The sequence below is a fragment of the Arthrobacter sp. E1SS-5 genome, from assembly GCF_057073715.1.
This window is the reverse complement of the sequence record NZ_CP172703.1, coordinates 3,027,167-3,045,205: the sequence shown is the minus strand read 5'-3', so window position 1 is coordinate 3,045,205 and position 18,039 is coordinate 3,027,167. Positions and strand designations below refer to the sequence as shown.

Below are 18,039 nucleotides of genomic sequence, written 5' to 3'. Positions count from 1 at the left end.
AAGCCATTACTTCACCACATTGTCGGTGGGCGAAACCCCTGAAAAAGCCCTTCTCCTTTGATAGTTAACAAAGGCTTCCTTGCCCATTAACCCTGTGTTGTTTGCAGTCTCGCATAAAGTTTGCTTCTGCGGCAGGGGCGCGCCAGCGAAGGGGAGAATAGGGGCATGGGAACCATTACCGACGTCGCGGGCATCCGCGTGGGCCATGTCCAAAACGCCGGCGACGGCTGGCTGACGGGCGTAACCGTGGTCCTGCCCCGGCCGGGTACGGTGGGCTCGGTGGATGTCCAGGGCGGCGGACCCGCCACCCACGAAACGGATGCCCTGGATCCCACCACCCTGGTCAGCCGCGTGGACGCCGTGGTCCTCACCGGGGGCAGCGCGTACGGGCTGACGTCAGCGGCAGGAGCCCAGCGCTGGTGCGAGGAAAACGGCCGCGGCTTCGCCGTCCCCGGGGGAGTGGTGCCCATTGTTCCCGCCGCCGCCATCTTCGACCTTGGCAGGGGAGGCGACTTCTCCGCACGCCCGACGCCGGACATGGGCTACGCGGCAACGGCCGCCGCAGCAGCGCAAAAGGAGGGGCACGACGTCGAACGCGGCAACGTGGGCGCCGGCACCGGCGCGCTCATCGGCAGGGGACAGTTCAAGGGCGGCGTAGGAACAGCTTCAGTCACGCTGGACAACGGAGTGGTTGTCGGAGCCCTCGCCATCGTCAACGCGCTCGGCCTGCCCCTTGGGTCAGCTGCGCCGGACCCAGACGGCAGTGCTCATCCGCAGCCTCTGAACACCACGCTTGTCGTCGTCGCAACTAACGCCGTTCTGGATGTGGCCGAGTGCAAGCGGACGGCCTCTGCTTCCCATGCCGGAATCGCGAGAGCTCTCAATCCTTCGCACACCCTTGCCGACGGCGACACTGTTTTCTGTTTGGCTACGCAGGCCGTGGCGCTTGACCGATCGGACGAAGCTGCCCGGCAGCTGAGCCTTATGACGCTGCAGAGTGCGGCAGCCGACGTCGTACGTTTGGCCATCCTTGACGGCGTGGCCAGCGCTGAAACCGTCACCACCCCCGCGGGTGAATATGGTGCGTACCGCTCCGCTAGGCTACTATGGCCGATTTAACTTTTACCGGCTGACGGGGTAGTGTTGTTTGTTGGTTGTCTGGACTGCCACGCCCTTTTGGGCCTGGGGACGGCAATCGATCCAACAAAAACGTTCGTGGTCATGCCCGGTGCAATCCGGCGGGGCTGCGGCAACAACAGTTAGCGGAGGGTATGGCCAAGAAGGACGGGGTCATTGAGATCGAAGGCGTTGTGACCGAGGCGCTACCTAACGCGATGTTTCGCGTTGAGCTCACCAACAAGCACATCGTTCTGGCACACATCTCTGGAAAGATGCGTCAGCACTACATCCGAATCCTCCCTGAGGACCGCGTAGTGGTGGAGCTGAGCCCGTACGACCTCACCCGTGGTCGTATCGTCTACCGCTACAAGTAAATTGCTGGGCGGCGTCAGGACAAACTGGCTGCCGCTCCAGTTGACCCAACTGCTACACGCAAAGGAATGCCATGAAGGTCAAGCCGAGCGTCAAGCAGATCTGCGAAAAGTGCAAAGTGATCCGCCGTAATGGCCGGGTCATGGTGATCTGCGAGAACCCGCGCCACAAGCAGCGCCAGGGCTAATTTCCTTCCCTGAAGGAAATCCTGGGTTGCTAACCCACGCAAGTAAATAAAGGCAGCACAAGCTGATCTGGAACATTGAGCTCGAAAGAGTCCGGACAGCTAACCCCCGGTCGGAGGCTGGGGCCGCACGGATTGTGCGGGTGTACTGCCTACGACCTCCGGTTTATCAAGGAGTACTGCCACTATGGCTCGTCTCGCTGGCGTAGACATTCCCCGCGAAAAGCGGCTGGAAATTGCGCTTACTTACATCTACGGCGTGGGCAAGACCCGTGCACACGAAACCCTGGCTGCCACGGGCATCAGCGCTGACGTTCGCGTCAAGGACCTGACTGACGCCCAGCTGGTTGAGCTGCGTGACTACATTGAAGGCAACTACAAGGTTGAGGGTGACCTTCGCCGCGAAGTAGCAGCAGATATCCGCCGCAAGGTTGAAATCGGCAGCTACGAAGGCCTGCGCCACCGCAAGGGCCTGCCCGTACGCGGTCAGCGTACGAAGACCAACGCACGTACCCGCAAGGGCCCGAAGCGTACCGTCGCCGGCAAGAAGAAGGCCCGCTAATCCCCACTTGCCCCCTAAAATCGCTGACGCGATTTCAGGGAACCCTGCAAGTGTGGGCCCAAGTAACGGCTTTCCCCAATAACTTTCTGTAGGAGAAAAAATGCCCCCGAAGACTCGTGGCGCGGTTCGCAAGCCGCGTAAGAAGGACAAGAAAAATATCGCGCTTGGCCAGGCGCACATCAAGAGCACCTTTAACAACACCATCGTGTCCATCACGGACCCGACCGGCGCTGTTATTTCCTGGGCTTCCTCCGGTGAGGTTGGCTTCAAGGGCTCGCGTAAGTCCACCCCGTTCGCTGCGCAGATGGCTGCCGAAGCCGCTGCCAAGCGTGCGCAGGAGCACGGCATGCGCAAGGTAGACGTTTTCGTCAAGGGACCGGGTTCCGGACGCGAGACCGCCATCCGTTCGCTGCAGGCCGCAGGCCTCGAGGTTGGCTCCATCCAGGACGTCACCCCCGCAGCCCACAACGGCTGCCGCCCGCCGAAGCGCCGCCGCGTCTAATTCTTTTCCGCAGCAGGAGCTTGCCCGGACCAGCGATGGTCCGGGCAAGCCCAGCGCGTTAAGTCTTCAGACCGAATTTCCACCACCTGTGTTGCGTCATATAGCGGATGCTCGCCGAAAGGAAACCTAAGTGCTCATTGCACAGCGCCCCACCCTCTCCGAAGAGGTCGTCTCCGAAAACCGTTCGCGTTTCATCATTGAACCGCTGGAACCGGGCTTCGGCTACACCCTCGGAAACTCCCTCCGCCGTACCCTGCTCTCCTCCATCCCCGGTGCTGCCGTAACCAGCATCCGGATCGATGGTGTGCTGCACGAGTTCACCACGGTTCCGGGTGTCAAGGAAGATGTCACCGAGATCATCCTTAACATCAAGAGCCTGTCGGTTTCCTCCGAGCACGACGAGCCTGTCGTGGCTTACCTGCGCAAGCAGGGCCCCGGAGTCGTCACCGCCGCGGACATCGCTCCGCCGGCCGGCGTCGAATTCCACAACCCGGATCTGCACATCGCCACGCTGAACTCGAAGGGCAAGTTCGAACTCGAACTGACCATCGAGCGCGGCCGCGGCTACGTTTCGGCAGCTCAGAACAAGTCCGGCGACGCAGAGATCGGCCGCATCCCGGTCGACTCCATCTACTCGCCGGTGCTGAAGGTTACTTTCCGCGTGGAAGCAACCCGTGTTGAGCAGCGCACCGACTTCGACAAGCTGATTGTCGACGTCGAGACCAAGCAGGCCATCGCCCCGCGCGATGCCGTTGCTTCCGCAGGCACCACCCTGGTGGAACTGTTCGGTCTGGCCCGTGAGCTGAACACCGCAGCTGAAGGTATCGAGATCGGCCCGTCGCCCACCGACGCTGCCCTGGCAGCCGACATGGCACTGCCGATCGAGGATCTGGACCTCACCGTCCGGTCCTACAACTGCCTCAAGCGTGAGGGCATCCACACCGTGGGTGAACTCGTTGCCCGCTCCGAGGCTGACCTGATGGACATCCGCAACTTCGGTGCCAAGTCCATTGACGAGGTCAAGGCAAAGCTGGTTGAACTGGGCCTGTCCCTCAAGGACTCGCCTCCCGGTTTTGACCTCGCAGCACGCGCCGCAGCAATCGAAGAGGACGACGCCGCGTTCGGCGACGACGAACTCTAAACCAGACCTTGGCCGGCGGGCAGCACCATGGTGTGCCGCCCACGGCTTCCACATGAGGAGAAACAATTATGCCTACCCCCACTAAGGGTCCGCGCCTCGGCGGCGGCCCGGCTCACGAGCGCCTCATGCTCGCGAACCTGGCAGCATCCCTGTTCGAGCACAAGCGGATCACCACCACGGTGACCAAGGCCAAGCGCCTGAAGCCGTACGCAGAGCGCCTGGTCACCTTCGCCAAGCGTGGCGACCTCGCTTCCCGCCGCCGCGTGCTCGGCCTGATCAGCAACAAGGGCGTCGTCCACGAGCTGTTTACCGACATCGCGCAGGCTGTGGAGAACCGCGAAGGCGGCTACACCCGCATCACCAAGATCGGCAACCGCAAGGGCGACAACGCTCCCATGGCTGTCATCGAACTGGTCCTCGAGCCGGTTTCCGCCAAGCAGGCCGTCGTAGCCGAGGCTACCCAGGCTGCCGCCAAGGCTGCTCCGGCCGCCGAGGAAGCTCCCGTTGAAGAGGCTCCGGCCGCTGAGGAAGCTGCTTCAACCGAAGAGGCACCTGCTGCTGAGGAAGCTGCAACCGAAGAGGCACCTGCTGCTGAGGAAGCTGCCGAGGCTCCCGCAGCCGAAGAGAAGGACGCGAAGTAATTCGCTGATTCCCTTCGCATAGACTTAGGTCTGTGAACCACCAAAAACCCGCGGCCCCCGTTCCAGGGGGCGGCGGGTTTTTGCGTATCCGGCTTGATCTTTCCTACGACGGCGGTCCGTTCAGCGGGTGGGCCGTGCAGCCGGGCCTGCGGACTGTCCAGGGCGTGCTGGAGGAAGCCATTGAGCTTTTGGTCCGCCGCCCGGTCCGGGTCACCGTTGCAGGCCGGACCGACGCCGGCGTCCACGCCCGCGGGCAGGTGGTCCACCTGGACCTTACCGAAGCCGAGTGGCAGGGAATGCCACGCGGGCACGAACTGGATCCCGCCGTCGCCATGATGCGCAGGCTCCGCGGCGCACTGAACCGTGCCCTGGGCGACCTCCCCGGCGCCGTGGAGGTGCACTCCATTGCCTTGGCACCGGAGGGCTTCGACGCACGTTTTTCGGCGCTGTGGCGGCGCTACAGCTACCGGATCGCCGACGGCCCGGCGCTGTGGCACCCGCTGGAGCGGTACTTCACGTTATGGCACAAAAACCCGCAGGACGTTGACCTGCTCAACGAGGGCGCCTCGCAGCTGCTGGGCCTGCAGAACTTCCTGTCGTTCTGCAAGCCACGCGAGGGCGCCACCACCATCCGCGAGCTGCAGCGCTTCGAGTTCCGGCGCGGCGGGGACGGCGTCATCGTGGCCACCGTCCAGGCTGATGCGTTCTGCCACAACATGGTGCGGGCACTGATCGGCTCCGCCCTGTACGTGGGGGAGGGCGCTGTGCAGCCGGGCTGGCTGCACGAGCGGCTGCTGCTGCAGAAGCGGGACGCCAAGTCTGTCCTTGCGGCTCCGCATCCCCTGGTGCTGGAGGAAGTGGCCTACCCGTCGGACAGCGAGTTGCTGGCGCGCGCCGAGCAGACAAGGGCCGTCCGGGAATACTGATTAGAAGGCCGGGGGCGGGCCTTCTGCCGGCAGCGTCACCGTGAAGGTGCTGCCCCGGCCCTCGCCGCTCTCGCACATGATGCTGCCACCGTGCCGCTCCACAATCATGCGGGTGATGGAAAGCCCCAGCCCCGCCCCGGGAATGGCCGCCTTCTGGGCGGATTCGGCGCGGAAGAAGCGGTTGAAAGCCCTGGCGGCGTCCTCGCGGGACATACCCATGCCGGTGTCCGTGACGCTCAACCGCACCCACTGCCGGTCTGCCTGCGCGCTGATGCTGACGGTGCCGCCGTCGGGACTGTATTTGATGGCGTTGGACACCAGGTTGTCCAGCACCTGCCCGATCCGCAGCGGGTCCGCGTAGGCCCACAGGGGTGACGGAACATCGGCGGCGATCTCCACATGGGACCGCAGGGCCGAAGCCTGGGCGGAACTCAGGCTGGTCTCCACCAGGCTGGCCAGGTCGGTCCGCTTTGGGTGCACGTTCAGGGTAGTGGAGGCGGAAGCGGTCAGGTCGGCCACCAGGTCCAGCATCCGTTCAGCGTTGCGCTGCACCACCAACAGGCGCTTGGACACATGCTCGGGCAGCTCATCGGGGTCTTCCAGCACCAAATCTACATTGCCCAGGATCGAGTTGAGCGGGGTCTTGAATTCGTGCGAGACATTGGAGATGAGTTCCTGGTTGGCCGCCAGGGACTCCACCCAACCGGTGACGTCGCTGTAGACCACCACGGCACCGGTGAGCCGGCCGTCCTCGCTGACCAGCGGGCGGGCGGCGGTGGACACGGCACGCTGCTCCGGTCCCTCGCCCGCCCACACGAGGTAATCGGCGAACGACTCACCGGCCATGGCCCGGCTGATGGGCCTGCGGTCCCGCGGTAGCAAGGTGCGGCGGTCCTGCCCGAAGATCAGCTGGTGCCCCTGCCCGGGAATGGCTTCGTCGGCTCCCGTGGCGCGTCGGAAGTTGCGCTGCCGGCTGTTGGACACCAGGAAGTGGCCGGCACGGTCGACGGCGGCAATACCGACGTCGGTGGCGTCCAGTACGGTTTCCAGCAGCTTCTCGCGTTCCCGGCTCGCGGCCAGCAGGTCCCGGAGTTCGCGGTCCTTGTCCGCCAGTTCGGCCTGCTGCTGCCGGAGGCTCACGCTGGCAAAGCGGATGGCCAGGGACACGGCGAGCATCATGACAGGAAAGAGAACGACGATGGTGAAGTCGGAGGCGGTTACAGCTGGGAAGTCGGCAGCGGCTGACGGAAGCATGATCAGCAACGGCCCCAGGAAGCTGAGCACCAGGCTGCTGCGTGCCAGCATGCCGGAGGCGGAGAGCCAAATGACCGGGAAGACCACCAGCACCGCAAGGCCAGGCAAGAGGGGCGCCGCGCCATTGCGGAGGAAACCGATGGCGGCGAAATCTAGGACGGGAATCAGCAGGTAGGGGCGGTGTGCCAGCCGTTCCCAGGGGACCAGGAAGCAGCCAAGGAACAGGATTGCGTGCAGGACTATTCCGGCCACATACAGGGGGCTGTGCGTCAGGGAAGGCCAGGCGAACGGTGTGGACACGGCAATGGCAGCCACAAGGAAGGTAAGGGGGAGCTGACACAATGCCACTTGGGCACGGGGTCCCAACCGGCGGAAGATGCGGCCGGGTCCACGCTGGAACAACGGCTCAGCCATGTTTCTGACTCGTACCCCTTCGCATTTGGAAAGCAGTTGCCGCCAAGGTCTATCAATTCCCCCCAGTTACCTTGGGCAATCACCCTTTCCCATGGATATTGCACATGTCTTGTCATAATAATTGACTTTTCAATTTTGGGCGCCGATCTGGGTGTCATCAGTCGGGCTTACTAGTAGCGTATAAATGGTTGGAGCGGGATTGGCATTGGCGCTGGGCCAATGGGGGGGCCATCTTCGCCTGGCGCAGGGATAGCAATGGACGATCTTGGTGTAGCTGTAGTAATCGAGGATGACGCCGACGTGCGTAACCTCCTGGAAGGTGTTTTGACCCAGGCGGGCTTCGAGGTGCATTCAGCGGTGGATGGGCGGACCGGGGTTGACGTAGTCCGCAGCAAGCAGGCAAATGTCGTGACGCTCGATATTGGCCTGCCGGATATTGACGGGTTTGAGGTTTTGCGGCGGATCCGGAATTTCAGCAACGCATATGTGGTGATGCTGACCGGCCGCACGGAGGAACCGGACCTGCTGTCGGCGCTCAATGCGGGGGCGGACGACTACATTGCCAAACCCTTCAGGCCCAGGGAACTGCGGGCGCGGGTGGCGGCAATGATGCGCAGGCCCCGGCATGAGGCGGACGGGCAGAACCCGTCCACGTCCTGGGGCCAGGCCCCGGCTCCTTCCTCCCACACAGAGCCCGGAGTCCTGCAGCACAACGGGCTCCTGCTGAACCACAGGACGCGCACCGTGGAAATCAAAGGCCAGCCGCTGGGACTAACCCGAAGTGAGTTCGACCTCCTCCACGTGCTGCTGAAGGGCGGCGGTGCCGTGTGCACCAGGGCTGACCTGGTGCGGGCGGTCCGGGGTGAGTTTTACGACCGGGAGACATATATCAGCGAAGCGGACGAGCGCGCCGTGGAGGTCCACGTGGGAAACCTGCGGCGCAAGCTCAAGGAGGACCAGCTGTCGCCGCGCTGGCTGCAGACGGTCCGCGGGGTGGGCTACCGGTTGGCGCCGCGGCGTCCGGACGACGCCTAGCAGCGATCCTCAGGGTGCTGACTCTCGGAACTGAGGGGTCAGCCCTTTTCCAGGATGTAGGTTGCCTGCAGCTCGGAGACTGTGCGTGCCCCGTCCAGGGCTACGCCGGCCATCATGGCTTGGCCCTGGGCAAAATCGCCCTGCCGGATCAGCCCTTCCAGGAGTTCGGCGAGCCTGGCCAGCCTGACGCCGCCCACCATGGCGGAGCTGATCTTGAGGCTGATGACGGCGTCCAGGGCGGAGTCTTCATCCTGGCTGTCCACAGCTGTTCCCAGCCGGGTTAACCGGAGGTCCCACATGGCGGCATAGTCGCGGGCGAAGCGCTGGGCCAGTCCGGTACCGGCCAGTTCCTCTTCAAGCTCGTCCAGGACAGCAGTATCAATCAGTGGCAAAAGATTCGCCGCCTCGAGTGAAGGTCCCACACTGGGAGCGGGAACGGCAGGAGCAGGTAGAGCGACCCCGGGCAGCGGGGAGTCCGCAGCGGGGCTCTTTCCGCTGGAACCGGGATCGGTACTGTGCATTCTTCAAGGCTACTTCCTGGAAATCCGTCGTTGGCCTATTTGTCATCATTCTGTGTAAACCTTGAGGCAAACTTGCCGTCGCCCTGCGTAGGCGCTACTGCCCGCTGAGGGTCATCACCGCATTGATCACGGCCGGTCCCAAAATGGCGATGAAGAGGACCGGGAAGATAAAGAACAGCAGCGGGAAAAGGATCATGACGGGCAGCTTCATGGCCTTTTCCTCGGCCCGCTGGCGCCGCTTGACCCGCATGACCTTGGCTTGGACGCGCAGTACCCGGCTGATGGCGATGCCGTAAGTATCGGCCTGCACCACCGCCTGCACAAAGCTGCGCAGCTCCGGAATATTGGTCCGCTCGGCCAGGGCGATATAGGACTCCCTGCGGCTGCGTCCCACCTGCATGTCCTGCAGGGTGCGGACCAGTTCCTCTGCGAGCGGGCCCTTGCCGTTCTCGCCGGCGCGGGCCATGGCACCTTCGAAACCAAGCCCGGCTTCCACGGAGATGAGCATCTGGTCCAGGGTGTTGGCCAGCTCCAGCTGCATCGCCTTTTGCCGCTCCTGGCCCTTGCTGTAGAGGAGGAGGTCAGGGATGAAGTATCCAAGGACCACGACGAAGAGCCCGGCGAGTTTCATTATCGGTGAGCTGCCGATGGAGGTCAGATAGAGGCCAATCGCAGCCCCCGCCACGCCAAGGCCGACCTTCGATCCCAGCATCTTTCCCAGCGGCATGGAGGCGGGCCGGCCGGCGAGGGACAGGAGCCGGTCCAGGAACGCGACATAGGCCGGGGGAGTGAGGCGCCGCCCCAGGGCCTCGAGCCGCGCCGGCGCTCCGGTTGGTGCCGCAGCAACCGCCGGTGCGCCGCGGGACAGCAACTCGGTGACTGCCACGCGCCCCTGCTTGTCCACGGTCAGGACGGACCACGCCAGCGCCGCCACCGGGACACAGACCAGCAGGACGGAGAGGAGAACTATCAGGTTCATGGTGTCCTCAGAACTTCAGGTCGATGATCTTGCGCATCCACAGCGCGCCGATGGTCATCAGGACAAACGAAGAGCCGATCATCACCCAGCCCAGGGGATGGGTGAACATCGAGTTCATGTAGCTCGGGCTCACGGCGAGCAGCATGGCCACGATGCCGAACGGCATGGCGATGAGGATGTAGGCGGAGAACTTGCCTTCCGCGGCAAGGGCCTTGATGTGCCCCTTGATCTCCGCGCGCTCGCGGATGGTCTCGTTGACCTGGTCCAGCACCTCGGCCAAGTTGCCGCCGACTTCGCGGTTGATCTGGATGGCCTGGGAGATCCAGATGAAGTCCTCGTTCTTCATCCTGTCGGCGGTGTCGTTGAGCGCAGCAAGAAGGTCGCGGCCCAGGCTGGTTTCGGTGATCACCCGCCGCATCTCCTCCGACGTCGGCTTCTGGGACTCAGCCGCCGCCGCGTCGATGGCGCGCAGGATACTGTGGCCGGCCCGGAGGCCGCCGGAGAGCAGCTGCAGCGTGTCGCCCAGCTGCCCGTCGAAGGCGGTGCGGCGCTTGCCGGCCAGGAAGCCGAGGACCAGTTTGCCCACGAACGGAGCCAGCAGGGCAAGCAGCAGTCCCACCAGGGGACCCACGGTCACGGTGCCCACCAGCATGCCGACACAGGCGCCGATGCCCACCAGCAGGAAGAATTCGGCTTGGCTGAGGCGCAGGCCTGCATTCTCCAGTTCCGCGCGGGAAAACAGTTTGACGTTCCGGCCCGCGAGTAACCGTTCGAAGGACCTGACACCGGACAGCGCCAGGCGGGAGAGGGAGGAAGGCGGCTCGGGCTCAAACGGACGACGGCGGTCCAGCGGCACCGAGGGTGCGCTCGGCAGGAGCACGGCCACCCCGAGCAGGACGATGGCTGCCAGGAGGATGACGCTTCCGATAGCGATGATCATGGCTCAGTCCCTACTTCGCGCCCGGGCCCAGCGGGGTGGCGAACACTGCCGGCGACACGTGGATGCCCAGGTCCTCGAACCGGTCGATGAACCGCGGCCGAATGCCCGTCGCCACCGGCCGGCCCAGGAACCGTCCCTGCGCGTCCACGCCTGCGGAGTAGTCAAAGACGAAGGCATCCTGGAGCGTAACGATGTCGCCTTCCATGCCCTGCACCTCGGTGACGTGGGTGATGCGGCGGGAGCCGTCGCGGAGCCTCGAGATCTGGACGATGAGGTTCACGGCGGAGGCGATCTGCTCGCGGATGGCGCGCAGCGGAAGGTCCATGCCGGCCATCAGCACCAGGGTTTCGAGGCGGGCCACGGCGTCGCGGGGGGAGTTGGAGTGAACGGTGGAGAGGGAGCCGTCGTGGCCGGTGTTCATGGCCTGCAGCATGTCCAGGGACTCGCCGCCACGGACCTCGCCCACCACGATCCGGTCGGGGCGCATACGGAGGGAGTTGCGGAGAAGCTCACGGATGGTCACCGCGCCCTTGCCCTCAGTGTTCGGTGGGCGGCTCTCCAGCCGGACCACGTGGTCCTGCTGGATCTGCAGTTCAACGGCGTCCTCGATGGTGACAATGCGTTCGTCGTGGGGCAGGAATGAGGACAGGACGTTGAGCAGCGTGGTCTTGCCGGTGCCGGTACCGCCGGAGACGATGATGTTCAGCTTGGCTTTGACGCAGGCGTTCAATAGTTCGGCCATTTCGGGTGTCAGGGTGCCGAAGTCGATCAGGTTGCGGACCGTCAGCGGGGTCTTGCTGAACTTTCGGATGGTCAGCGAGGAACCGCCCACGGCCAGCGGCGGGATGACGGCGTTCACACGGGAGCCGTCCTCAAGGCGCGCGTCCACCAGCGGGGAGGACTCGTCGATGCGGCGGCCCACCTTGGAGACGATACGTTCGATGACCTTGCGCAGGTGCTCCTCGGAGCTGAACCGGGACTCGGTGAGCGTGAGCTTGCCTTTGCGTTCCACGTAGATCTGGTCCATGCGGTTGACCATGATTTCGGTGACAGCGGGATCCTCCAGCAGGCGCTGGAGGGGGCCGTAGCCCAGCACGTCGTCGGCAACGTCGCGGACCAGGCGGGTGCGCTCCTCAGGTGTCAGCGGCACCTGCTCGGCGTCCACGATGCGGGTGAGCTCTTCCTTGGCAGTGCTCCTCAGTTCCTGCTCGGTGACGGCGGCATCGTTGAAGCGGGTTCCCATGCGCTCGAACAGGGCGGTGGCCGCCCTGTCCTTCATGGCTGCGAAGACGTCCACCTTGGGTGCCGTGGGCACCTGCTGCGCGCCGGCGTCGTGCGTTGCATGTACGACGGCGGCATGCGCCGGAAGGTGCCGCTCCGTGCTTTCCGCCGGGGTCGGCGAAGGCGCCGGCACCGGGCGCGGCGGCTCGAGCAGCGCGGTGCCCCCCGACACCTGGTTGCGGCTCTGTGCCGCGCTGATGCGTTCGGAGAGTTTCATCAGATAACCACCCTTCGGTGAAGCTTCCGCTGAGCCTGGGCGCGCCAGGCCGGGTTGAAGCGCTCCACGAGCTGGCGGAGGCTTTTGACGGCGGGGTCCTTTTTCGATTCCTGGAGGACGGGGATGCCGCGGTTGGTTGACAGTGCCACGGCACGGGAGCGGGGGACGCTGACGTCCACGGGCGCGCCGATGGTGGATTCAACGTCCTGGACGTTGAGGCCGGCTTTGGCGTCGGCCATGTTCAGGACCACGTGGCGGGATTCGGGCATGATGTCCAGCTGGCGGAGGACCTCCAGCCCGGAGCGGAGGCCGCGCAGGCTGGGGATGTCCATGGCGCTGACCCACACAACGTCGGTGCACTGCTCCATGGCGGCGAGCCCGATTTCCGGCATGCCGGGGGCGGTGTCAATCACCACATACTGGAACTCCTGCGCCAGCTGTTCCACCAGGTGGCTGACCTGTTCCGGAGTGATATGGTCCGCGTCCACCGGGTTGGGCGGGGCGCACAGCGCGTAGATGCCCGCCGGGTGCACCGTGAGGAAGGCCTTGAGGACCAACGGGTCCTGGGCGGCGGCCGGGGTGACGGCGTCCGTGACCGTGTGCTGCGGGTTGAGATAGAGGCCGGAGGCGACGTCCCCGAACTGCAGGTCCAGGTCCACGATCACCACGCTCATGGGCGCGATCTGGCCCAGGCCGATGGCGATGTTGGTGGCCAGCGTGGTTTTGCCCACGCCGCCCTTTGGGGAGAAGATGCCGATGACCAGGCCCCTGCCGTTTTCCGCCTGCTGCTGCTCGGGGCCGCGGTGGCGGGTGGCGAAGGACTGGCAGGCGCGTTCCAGCAGCACCCTGATTTCAGCTGCGTCGGCCTGCGGGCTGAGGATGTCACGGATGCCCGCGCGCATGGCGTGCAGCAGGAAGTCCGGGTCCACGTCGCTGACGAGGACCAGGCTCAGGCCGGGGAGCTGGACGTCGAAGACCTTGGCGAACCTCAACGCCTCTTCATAGGGGACGTCCGGGCCGATGATGAGGACCTCGGGCTGCTCCTGGTTGAGGAGGCCGAACAGTTCCGCCGGGCCTGCCGGGAGGATGTCACTGGCGATGGTCTGGACGCTGCCGCGCAGGCCGTGGGCGACGGCGGCGCGCAGCTTCTGGTCGAACTCGGCGTTGGGGGAGAGAAGGACGAAACGGCTCATTTGTACACGTTGTCCTTCCTGGCGATGAAGCCGCCGTTGTCCTGGGCGTCGAGGGGTTCCTTGGTGAGCCAGAGGCTGCCGTTGAGGTTGGTGTAGATGATCTTGCTTGCGTCCACGTCGCTAACCGCCACGGTCACCATGAAGGAACCTTGGGGAAGGGTGGTGTCCTGCGGGTTTGTCCCGTCCGTAGGCTTTGCAGTTGGTTGCGTGGCACGCTGGACGGCAGTGACGAGGACCTTGCGGAGAGAAAGCTGGGTGGTGGCTTCGCCGGGTTTACTCTTATCTGCGCCACCAGGGAAGCTGAATCCAATGGCAACATGGTCGCCGGCTTCGAGGCGGCCGCCAACCACCATCTTTGGCTCCAGCTCGAAGGTCACTTCCTGCAGCCCTGCCGGAACCTTGGCGGCGCTGCTGCTCTTCGCATCGGATGGTGCAACGAGACGTTCTGCGAGGAGCTGTTCGCCGGGGACCAGGTCCACCGCGGCAACGGTTCCGCCCTTACCATCCAAGGACGTGAGGGCGGTGGCGGCTACTCCCGCCGCTGGAACGTCCTCAATGACCAGTGAGGCTGTCATGTCGTTCACCGGCGTTCCGGCGGGGATGGCCTTTTGGACCACCAGCACTTTCTTGGGGTTGGTGCTGGCCATGGCCCGTGCGTCGGCGCCGTTCGCGTAGACGATGATGAGAAGGGCTCCCACAAGCGCCAGGGCGACGGCGGCCGTGCCGGCGAGCATGCGAGACTTCACGTTTTTCTCCTGATGGGGGTAGTGCTAGAGGCCGAGGCGGACGATGGTGGCGCCATAGGGGTCGACGGGGCCAAGGGTGTACCCGTCGGCGAGGGAAACGTAGGTGACAAACTTGCCGATGACGCCGCGGCAGTTGCCGGTGCATTGCGTTGCCGTGGTCACGCCGGTGGTCGTGGACTTGGCGCTTTGGAATTCATAGGGAAGCCCTGTGCCGCCGCTGAATCGCCATCCCGTGATGTCAAAGGCTGCAAAGGAGACCAGGCTGTAGATCGCTCCCGATCCAGTGCCGGTGATTTTGTTGAAGACGGGAAGCAGCACGATGACCTTCTTGCCGGCTGTGATGTCTGCACCCCAGCCGTTAAGCGTGGCATCGCAGTTGCCAGGCGCGTTGTTGCCCGGGTCGCTGCCGCCCTCGCTCACTGCCAGGTCGATGGTGCCGCCGCATTTTCCGGCGTCCTGGACCAGCCATCCGTAGCCGCCGGACACCGCCGCTCCTGAGGGCCCGTAATTGCAGGAAGCATTGGCATTCTGGCCATGGTCCTGGAGAAGCTGCAGGCCGCCGTCGACATAGCCCTTGACCTGACAGATGGAAAAGGCAAGCGGGAAAGCAGTGCGTCCTGCTTTGGGGCTGCCCCAAACAGCCGACGCCTTCGCACCAACCTCTTTGGAGGGGATGCCCAGCACTCCGGCAAAGAAGAGGGAGACCGAATTGTCCGGAGCTCCCTTTTCCTTGGATGTGGTGGTGACCGAAACAGTCCTGGCCGTTGTGTCTAACTGGATGTTGTTGACGTTACTCATGCCGTCCAGCGCGTTTTGGTTCGCCAGGCTGCCCGCGAGCGAGGACGTCGTCGAACACAAGGCGTCTGCTGGGTTGCGGGCGCACTTCTGGGCGACTGCGATTGCGGAGGCGTCCGCGCCATTTTGGAGTTGGGCGCGTTCCGAGTAGATCACGCCGACGTCGACGGCGATGGCCACGAAGCCAAGGAGGGTGACCAGCAGAATGGCGACGATGACGCTGATGGCGCCGCGCTCGCCATGCTCAGTGGCGCGGTTGTTCCTACTCAGCCGCCGCACAGCATTACCCCTTTGCCTGTCATCGGGAACGGGCCGGCGATACCGGTGATGGTGGACAGCGTGTACTTGATGGTCAGCGTTACCTGGTTCCCCGTGCTGCAGGTGGTGCTGCTGAGCGTGATGTCTGAGACGGGGATAGTGCTGACCGATGCCGCCGCGTTCTGCGCTGCTTTCTTGGCGGCGGTTGGATCATTGTTGATCGCCATGACCCGTACCCCGTCGCGGGCTGCGTTGGTCAGGGTGATCTGGGCGTTGTACGCCCGGCCAAATTCGATGGTTCCCAGCACAAGCATCAAGAGGAGGGGCAGCAGGATCGCGAATTCGACGGCGGCCGCGCCGCGCTCCGAATCACGTTTCACCTGCTGCACCTCCTCTTGGATTGCTTGTTTCAGCCGGGCAGAGCGCCGCCGTTTCGATATGGGGTCCGGAACGGCGGTCGCGGTTCACTACGGGGAAGGAACGGCGGTAGTGCTCGGGTGTGCGATATCAGTCGTGACGCCGGTGAAGAGGGTGCCGAGCTGGCCTCCGAGGGTGCTGACGGCGACGATGATGACGACCGCGATGAGGGCGACCATGATGCCGTATTCAACGGCGGTTGCGCCCTTTTCGCTGCGGAAGCGGGTCATGATGTTGGTGTAGAGAGAAAGCATCTGAGACTCCTGTGCGAGACGGATTGGCTGGCCCTGCACCAGCACTGAATCGAAGTTAGCAACGCTTGATCCGGAGTTGACCCGATCTTGCAACATCCTGCGCAAAGGCTTTACGCCTTGTACGTTTCCTGCGCTTTCACTGCGTCTTTTCTATGCCTACCCTGAGTCCGGACCAGCGGTTTAGTCGAGGTAGGTGTACCCGCCATCCGGATCCGCGGAGGTGGACATGCCTGGGAAGATGCTCTTGTCCATGAACGGGCGGCACACCCCGTCGCGTGCGGCCACCAGGAGATCCCAGTCCCGCAGGTCTGCCGCATGCTGTGGGTTGTACCTTTGGTTGGCTTCCCGATAGCAGGAGTTGACGAAGCGGCCGCCGTCCTTGCCCTGGTATGTGATGGCAATGTTGTCGGGCCGAGCCAACGCATTCCTGATTCCTGGCAGGTGGGAGGGGTCAACCGCGACTGTCCCACCTTGCACGGGGTAGGAGTCCGAAAACCCGGGGTGCGGTGTGAGCTGCAATGAGGTGCCCGGAAGGACTTTCTGTTCGATGTGGAAGTGAGCTAGTTCCACCCCGCACCAGTTACCTTTTTCGACCCGGCCCAAGCAGGCCGTCGCAAAGCGTATTCGGCGACTCCCAAAGCGCGTAAAGCCCGAAAGTTGCCTCCCAAACAGAGGTTGGTTGGAAGGACAGGGTTTGGGTCTCTGACGTGCTAAGTATTGTCAACCTGTAAGCCGCCTCAACTTGTACCTCTGTAAATTTGGAGCTGCCAAAGTCCACTGGACGGGTCTTTACTCGCGAGGGCGCGTAGTCATAGGCCAGGTGGAAGGTCCGGCCCTTGCTGTCGAGGATATGGAAGGTACCCGAGGATCCCTGCAGAGACAGTGGGGCCTGGGACACCGAGGAAGTTTCAGCAGAACGAGGCTTTTCGGGCGGGCGAGTCCGTTCGAGCATCCCCTGGGCTAGGCAGCCGGTTAACGCGCTGGCTGCAAAGAGTGCCACAAAGAATCCGACAACTTTCATCTCGATCTCCAAAGAAATTCAGGCGGTCGATGGACCCGGCATTTTCAGCCGCTTTTTTTGCCCAGCTGGGATTGGGTGATCTTTAACCAAAGGACCCCCTCGGTTCTGGGTGCCGAGGGGGTCCGGTCTTTTGGGCGCGCGGAGCGCTTCCAGGGAAAGTAACCTATGGAATCCCCAGCGCGGTACTCAGTGCGGCGGCCAGGGTCTGGTAATGCATATTCAGGGCTTGGCCGAAGGTAGTGACACCGAGTACCAAAGCCATGGCAAGGAATGCGACCAGTACTCCGTATTCGGTAGCAATGGCTCCGTGTTGACCTGTTGTCAGCACCCGCAGAGTCTGTGCCCGTAGCTTCAAAACGTCTTGGATTCGTTGCAGCATGCCCGACTCCTAGGAAAAAACTGCCATGATCTGCAGGACGGCCGGGCCGAGCAGAATAATGAAGAGCGTTGGAAGGATGAAGAAGATCAGCGGGAAAAGCATCTTTACCGGCATCTTCATGGCGTGTTCTTCCGCAAGTTGGCGGCGTTTGATGCGCATGTCTTTCGCTTGAGCCTTCAGGACGCCGGCGATGGCAATGCCGTAGGTGTCAGCCTGGACCACGGCCCGGACAAACGTTCTCACCGCAGGGACATCCACGCGTTCCGACAGGGCCAGATAGGCTTCTTTACGGGACCGACCTACCTGAATGTCCTGGAGGGTCCGGATGAGTTCGTCGGCCAGAGGGCCTCTGCCGTTCTCTCCGGCCCTTCCCATGGCAGTTTCAAATCCGAGTCCGGCTTGAACCGAAATCAGCATCTGATCGAGCGCGTTCGGCAGCTCCAGACGGATGGCTTCACGACGCTTCTGTGCGAAGTTTCGGAGGAGGATGTCGGGCAGGAAGTAGGCCAGTGCCACTATCACCAGGGCGATCGCAAACCTGCCTGCTGAGGGTGCTCCAAGGAAGACCAGAAATCCCAGGAGTGCGCCCCCGAAGGCCAGCATAGGCTTGACCATCAGGAGCCGGGCAAGCGGCCATTGCTTTGGCCGCCCTGCCCCTGACAGTTGCTTGTCAAGCCACGCTTCGTATCCTCGGGGCGTGATGCGTCGTGACAAATCGGCAAGCTGTTGGGTGACGTTCAGAGACTGGGAGGCTTGGCTGGGGCGACCGCCGAGGTTGGCTTTGATTCGTCGCAAACCTGCCCGGTCTCCGGTAAAGGACAGCCAGACCATCCCGGAGATGGGTACGACTATGGCCAGTATTGCGGCTAATGCGATGGGTTGCATTGT

General features: G+C 63.6%; 22 protein-coding genes. 9 read left to right on the top strand and 13 right to left on the bottom strand.

Features of this window, described 5'->3' with window-relative positions:
- The first annotated feature begins 165 nt into the window (after positions 1-165).
- From ACIGJD_RS14095 to truA, 8 genes are all read left to right on the top strand, one after another.
- Complete coding sequence (locus tag ACIGJD_RS14095) at positions 166-1,119, top strand: P1 family peptidase (protein ID WP_483686716.1); 954 nt, start codon at positions 166-168, stop codon at positions 1,117-1,119.
- A 152-nt stretch (positions 1,120-1,271) separates the two neighbouring features.
- The gene (gene infA, locus ACIGJD_RS14090) at positions 1,272-1,493 is read left to right on the top strand and encodes a translation initiation factor IF-1 (protein ID WP_009358723.1); all 222 of its coding nucleotides are present in this window, start codon (positions 1,272-1,274) and stop codon (positions 1,491-1,493) included.
- Positions 1,494-1,564: 71 nt separating this feature from the next.
- The gene (gene rpmJ, locus ACIGJD_RS14085; RefSeq protein WP_009358722.1) at positions 1,565-1,678 is read left to right on the top strand and encodes a 50S ribosomal protein L36; all 114 of its coding nucleotides are present in this window, start codon (positions 1,565-1,567) and stop codon (positions 1,676-1,678) included.
- 184 nt (positions 1,679-1,862) lie between these two features.
- Positions 1,863-2,237, top strand: a complete 375-nt coding sequence (gene rpsM / locus ACIGJD_RS14080) for a 30S ribosomal protein S13 (RefSeq protein ID WP_003803743.1) — start codon at positions 1,863-1,865, stop codon at positions 2,235-2,237.
- A gap of 100 nt (positions 2,238-2,337) precedes the next feature.
- On the top strand, positions 2,338-2,739 hold the full coding sequence (gene rpsK / locus ACIGJD_RS14075) for a 30S ribosomal protein S11 (RefSeq protein WP_009358720.1): 402 nt from the start codon (positions 2,338-2,340) through the stop codon (positions 2,737-2,739).
- Between the two features lie 130 nt (positions 2,740-2,869).
- Positions 2,870-3,880, top strand: coding sequence for a DNA-directed RNA polymerase subunit alpha (locus tag ACIGJD_RS14070; RefSeq protein WP_013601812.1), 1,011 nt, complete (start codon positions 2,870-2,872; stop codon positions 3,878-3,880).
- Between the two features lie 68 nt (positions 3,881-3,948).
- On the top strand, positions 3,949-4,521 hold the full coding sequence (gene rplQ / locus ACIGJD_RS14065; protein WP_483686715.1) for a 50S ribosomal protein L17: 573 nt from the start codon (positions 3,949-3,951) through the stop codon (positions 4,519-4,521).
- Positions 4,522-4,553: 32 nt separating this feature from the next.
- Positions 4,554-5,447, top strand: a complete 894-nt coding sequence (truA, locus tag ACIGJD_RS14060) for a tRNA pseudouridine(38-40) synthase TruA (RefSeq protein WP_483686714.1) — start codon at positions 4,554-4,556, stop codon at positions 5,445-5,447.
- Here truA and ACIGJD_RS14055 read toward each other — a convergent pair whose 3' ends face one another.
- The gene (locus ACIGJD_RS14055) at positions 5,448-7,115 is read right to left on the bottom strand and encodes an ATP-binding protein (protein ID WP_483686713.1); all 1,668 of its coding nucleotides are present in this window, start codon (positions 7,113-7,115) and stop codon (positions 5,448-5,450) included.
- A gap of 255 nt (positions 7,116-7,370) precedes the next feature.
- Between ACIGJD_RS14055 and ACIGJD_RS14050 the strand changes: the two genes are divergently transcribed.
- Positions 7,371-8,150 carry a response regulator transcription factor gene (locus ACIGJD_RS14050; RefSeq protein WP_483686712.1) on the top strand — a complete coding sequence of 260 codons (780 nt, stop codon included), beginning with the start codon at positions 7,371-7,373 and terminating at the stop codon, positions 8,148-8,150.
- Positions 8,151-8,188: 38 nt separating this feature from the next.
- On the opposite strand, the gene ACIGJD_RS14045 is transcribed toward ACIGJD_RS14050, so the two are convergent.
- The 12 genes from ACIGJD_RS14045 to ACIGJD_RS13990 all read right to left on the bottom strand — a co-directional run bounded on the left by ACIGJD_RS14045 (position 8,189) and on the right by ACIGJD_RS13990 (position 18,036).
- Positions 8,189-8,671 carry an Hpt domain-containing protein gene (locus tag ACIGJD_RS14045; RefSeq protein WP_483686711.1) on the bottom strand — a complete coding sequence of 161 codons (483 nt, stop codon included), beginning with the start codon at positions 8,669-8,671 and terminating at the stop codon, positions 8,189-8,191.
- 94 nt (positions 8,672-8,765) lie between these two features.
- Positions 8,766-9,650 (bottom strand): type II secretion system F family protein, encoded by an 885-nt coding sequence (locus ACIGJD_RS14040; protein ID WP_483686710.1) that lies wholly within the window; start codon positions 9,648-9,650, stop codon positions 8,766-8,768.
- Between the two features lie 7 nt (positions 9,651-9,657).
- A complete protein-coding gene (locus ACIGJD_RS14035) occupies positions 9,658-10,590 on the bottom strand; it encodes a type II secretion system F family protein (RefSeq protein ID WP_483686709.1) in 933 nt (310 codons plus the stop codon).
- Between the two features lie 10 nt (positions 10,591-10,600).
- Positions 10,601-12,088, bottom strand: a complete 1,488-nt coding sequence (locus ACIGJD_RS14030; RefSeq protein WP_483686708.1) for a TadA family conjugal transfer-associated ATPase — start codon at positions 12,086-12,088, stop codon at positions 10,601-10,603.
- Positions 12,088-13,281, bottom strand: a complete 1,194-nt coding sequence (locus tag ACIGJD_RS14025; RefSeq protein ID WP_483686707.1) for a CpaE/TadZ family protein — start codon at positions 13,279-13,281, stop codon at positions 12,088-12,090. Before ACIGJD_RS14025 ends, ACIGJD_RS14030 begins: the two co-directional genes overlap by 1 nt.
- Positions 13,278-14,027: a Flp pilus assembly protein CpaB gene (cpaB, locus tag ACIGJD_RS14020; RefSeq protein WP_483686706.1), complete on the bottom strand. Its 750-nt coding sequence runs from the start codon at positions 14,025-14,027 to the stop codon at positions 13,278-13,280. The genes ACIGJD_RS14025 and cpaB overlap by 4 nt, the downstream gene beginning before the upstream one ends.
- A 24-nt stretch (positions 14,028-14,051) precedes the next feature.
- Positions 14,052-15,101 carry a pilus assembly protein TadG-related protein gene (locus ACIGJD_RS14015; RefSeq protein WP_483686705.1) on the bottom strand — a complete coding sequence of 350 codons (1,050 nt, stop codon included), beginning with the start codon at positions 15,099-15,101 and terminating at the stop codon, positions 14,052-14,054.
- Entirely contained in the window at positions 15,089-15,460 is a 372-nt protein-coding gene (locus tag ACIGJD_RS14010; protein ID WP_483686704.1) for a TadE/TadG family type IV pilus assembly protein, read from the bottom strand. Before ACIGJD_RS14010 ends, ACIGJD_RS14015 begins: the two co-directional genes overlap by 13 nt.
- 87 nt (positions 15,461-15,547) lie before the next feature.
- Positions 15,548-15,751 carry a Flp family type IVb pilin gene (locus ACIGJD_RS14005; protein ID WP_286398173.1) on the bottom strand — a complete coding sequence of 68 codons (204 nt, stop codon included), beginning with the start codon at positions 15,749-15,751 and terminating at the stop codon, positions 15,548-15,550.
- Between the two features lie 180 nt (positions 15,752-15,931).
- Positions 15,932-16,171 (bottom strand): hypothetical protein, encoded by a 240-nt coding sequence (locus tag ACIGJD_RS14000; RefSeq protein WP_483686703.1) that lies wholly within the window; start codon positions 16,169-16,171, stop codon positions 15,932-15,934.
- A 764-nt stretch (positions 16,172-16,935) separates the two neighbouring features.
- Positions 16,936-17,151, bottom strand: a complete 216-nt coding sequence (locus ACIGJD_RS13995) for a Flp family type IVb pilin (protein ID WP_483686702.1) — start codon at positions 17,149-17,151, stop codon at positions 16,936-16,938.
- 9 nt (positions 17,152-17,160) lie between these two features.
- Complete coding sequence (locus ACIGJD_RS13990; RefSeq protein ID WP_483686701.1) at positions 17,161-18,036, bottom strand: type II secretion system F family protein; 876 nt, start codon at positions 18,034-18,036, stop codon at positions 17,161-17,163.
- Positions 18,037-18,039 lie beyond the last annotated feature (3 nt).

Bases quoted from the DNA above. Each gene is read 5' to 3' on its own strand.
- rplQ (WP_483686715.1), top strand. From the start codon at position 3,949: ATGCCTACCCCCACTAAGGGTCCGCGCCTCGGCGGCGGCCCGGCTCAC.
- ACIGJD_RS14025 (WP_483686707.1), bottom strand. From the start codon at position 13,281: ATGAGCCGTTTCGTCCTTCTCTCCCCCAACGCCGAGTTCGACCAGAAG.
- ACIGJD_RS13990 (WP_483686701.1), bottom strand. From the start codon at position 18,036: ATGCAACCCATCGCATTAGCCGCAATACTGGCCATAGTCGTACCCATC.
- ACIGJD_RS14055 (WP_483686713.1), bottom strand. From the start codon at position 7,115: ATGGCTGAGCCGTTGTTCCAGCGTGGACCCGGCCGCATCTTCCGCCGG.
- rpmJ (WP_009358722.1), top strand. From the start codon at position 1,565: ATGAAGGTCAAGCCGAGCGTCAAGCAGATCTGCGAAAAGTGCAAAGTG.
- rpsM (WP_003803743.1), top strand. From the start codon at position 1,863: ATGGCTCGTCTCGCTGGCGTAGACATTCCCCGCGAAAAGCGGCTGGAA.
- rpsK (WP_009358720.1), top strand. From the start codon at position 2,338: ATGCCCCCGAAGACTCGTGGCGCGGTTCGCAAGCCGCGTAAGAAGGAC.
- infA (WP_009358723.1), top strand. From the start codon at position 1,272: ATGGCCAAGAAGGACGGGGTCATTGAGATCGAAGGCGTTGTGACCGAG.
- ACIGJD_RS14030 (WP_483686708.1), bottom strand. From the start codon at position 12,088: ATGAAACTCTCCGAACGCATCAGCGCGGCACAGAGCCGCAACCAGGTG.
- ACIGJD_RS14095 (WP_483686716.1), top strand. From the start codon at position 166: ATGGGAACCATTACCGACGTCGCGGGCATCCGCGTGGGCCATGTCCAA.
- ACIGJD_RS14050 (WP_483686712.1), top strand. From the start codon at position 7,371: ATGGACGATCTTGGTGTAGCTGTAGTAATCGAGGATGACGCCGACGTG.
- ACIGJD_RS14035 (WP_483686709.1), bottom strand. From the start codon at position 10,590: ATGATCATCGCTATCGGAAGCGTCATCCTCCTGGCAGCCATCGTCCTG.
- ACIGJD_RS14040 (WP_483686710.1), bottom strand. From the start codon at position 9,650: ATGAACCTGATAGTTCTCCTCTCCGTCCTGCTGGTCTGTGTCCCGGTG.
- ACIGJD_RS14005 (WP_286398173.1), bottom strand. From the start codon at position 15,751: ATGCTTTCTCTCTACACCAACATCATGACCCGCTTCCGCAGCGAAAAG.
- ACIGJD_RS14045 (WP_483686711.1), bottom strand. From the start codon at position 8,671: ATGCACAGTACCGATCCCGGTTCCAGCGGAAAGAGCCCCGCTGCGGAC.
- ACIGJD_RS13995 (WP_483686702.1), bottom strand. From the start codon at position 17,151: ATGCTGCAACGAATCCAAGACGTTTTGAAGCTACGGGCACAGACTCTG.